The following is a 2,228-nucleotide window of genomic DNA, read 5'->3' on the forward strand; positions in this document are numbered from 1 at the left end:
TATTTTCTGATTTTTCTTTTATTACTTCCGCCTAAATAATGATAATCCCCTTGCGTACGGCATACTTAACCAGCTCGGTCCGGTTGTGCAGATCCAGTTTCCCCATCAGACGGGTCTTGTGCCCCTCCACAGTTTTGGGACTGAGCACCAACATTTCGGCGATTTCCGGTATTGTATACCCCTCAGCCAGCAGCCTTAAAATTTCTCTCTCCCTTTCCGTTAATTGTTCATAGGGGTCAAGGCTTTTCCTCCCGACCACCTCTCTCTGAAAATCATCCACCAAAAATTTTGCTACATTCGGAGATAAAAAAGAATCGCCGCGGCTAACCGAACGGATGCCCATAACAAGATCCGATGAAGCCACTGTTTTGCTGATAAAACCCCGCGCTCCCGCCTCAATAATCTGAAAGACATATTCCCGGTCGTCGTGCTGTGTCAGTGCCAGGACTTTCGTCTCCGGAAATTCTCTGGCCAACCGCCGCGTTGCCTCCAGCCCATCCATCAGGGGCATGGCAATATCCATGAGCACCACGTCGGGCTTGAACTTCCTGACCATCTCCAGCGCTTCAACGCCATTGGAAGCCTCGCCCACCACGTCCATTTCCGGCGAAAGACCGAGCAGGGCGCAGACTCCCTCACGGACAATGGTATGGTCATCAACCACTAAAACTCTAATCTTTCGCATGCAGCGCCCCTCACTTTCCACTTCCCCACCGTTCACCCAGCGGGATGACGGCTGTCACAGTAGTCCCTTTCCCCGGCTCTGACTGCACCGTGCTCATCGCACCAATCAGGTCCATTCTTTCACGCATATTAGATAGGCCGTAGCCCCGCCCCTTGTCACCGCCATCAGAAACCTGAGACATATTGAAACCTTTGCCATCGTCGATGACCTGCAAAACCAGATTTCCGTCGACCTTTTTAAGTGAGAGGGTTACATTTTTTGCCTGGGCATGTTGGATAATATTCCCCACAGCTCCCTGGACCCAGCGAAAAAGGGTAAGCTCTTCCTCCGGCTGCAGGATTCTTTTCAACTCGTCCAGTTCAAAACTTACTCGGATGCCGAGGGACGTCAGACTCGTTTCCGCGTACTGGCGGATGGCGGGTACTAGCCCCAGGATGTCCAAAAGCGCCGGTCGCAGATCCGCGATCAATCGGCTGACTTCGATATTCACCCCTACCGTGGCCGCGTGGGTCTTCCTTAACATGGTCTTAAACTGCTCATTCTGAATCCCGATCATTTCGGCAAGCTCAATCAACGCCTGCAGGTTAAGGGCCAAGCCGGCCAATGTCTGGCTCGTTTCGTCATGTAGCTCCCGGCCAATTCTTTTCCTTTCTTCCTCCTGAGCCAGGATAACTTGCCGCGCCAACTGCCGGTACCTCTCCCGACCCTTTTTCAACTGCTCGTAGAGCTTGGCACGCTCAATAGCAATGCCAAGTTGGTCGCCGATGGAATGCAAAAGGTGGGTATCCGCTTCCGTAAAGAGACGTTCAGTCCGGCTCCCGTAGTTCATCACCCCAAGCACCCGCTCTTTTGCCTGAAGCGGCACGCTGACAAAAGCTTTTAGTCCTTCTGTGCTGATCAGGTGAGGCCTGGCAGCGCCGGGATCCCGCGAAATATCGTTCACAAGGATGGCCTTGCCGCTCTCCGCAACTTTGCCAGCGATCCCCTCCCCAAGCCTGATACACATATGCTCCGCGTAGGTGTCAGACAACCCCCGGTAGACGTGATAGCAGAGCATGTTTGTCTCCTCGTCAAGCAGCATGATCCCGCCAACCGCCCCATTCATAAATTCCAGCGTAGTGTCCAGCCCGATACGGAGAATCGCCTCCAGGTTGGACAGCCCACTGATGGCTGCCGACACGCGGCTCAAAACAGCCAGCGGGCAGGCGGTGTATTCGCCCTTTTTTCTCAGACCTTCGCGTAGACAATAGTAGTTCAGCAGGTCAGCTGAAGTTTCACTGTTTCCCATCCCTACACCCCCAAGCATAATAATGTTCTGTTCCGACAAGGTGGACACACCTCGGTGCGACTGCTGACTACTCCGTTTTCTCTCTTTTCCATAATTTCATCTCATCTTCCACACCTATCGAAATATAAAGTATGAATTAAACCGACGATCCAGTTTAATCAGGAACTGCTTTTACAACCAATCGTGGAATATACAAACATCGGTCCTTGGACTCCTTTGTCTTTATCCATACGTTTGAAGGGCCTAATTATCACC

At 52.1% G+C, this 2,228-nt stretch carries 2 protein-coding genes; both read right to left on the reverse strand.

Features of this window, described 5'->3' with window-relative positions; all coding sequences use genetic code 11:
* Nucleotides 1–31: 31 nt before the first annotated feature.
* On the reverse strand, nt 32–685 hold the full coding sequence (locus tag VLH40_06185; GenBank protein ID HSV31593.1) for a response regulator transcription factor: 654 nt from the start codon (nt 683–685) through the stop codon (nt 32–34).
* Between the two features lie 10 nt (nt 686–695).
* Entirely contained in the window at nt 696–1,973 is a 1,278-nt protein-coding gene (locus VLH40_06190) for a GAF domain-containing sensor histidine kinase (GenBank protein ID HSV31594.1), read from the reverse strand.
* Between the last annotated feature and the right edge of the window lie 255 nt (nt 1,974–2,228).

This window comes from Atribacteraceae bacterium (genome assembly GCA_035477455.1).
Classification (GTDB): domain Bacteria; phylum Atribacterota; class Atribacteria; order Atribacterales; family Atribacteraceae; genus DATIKP01.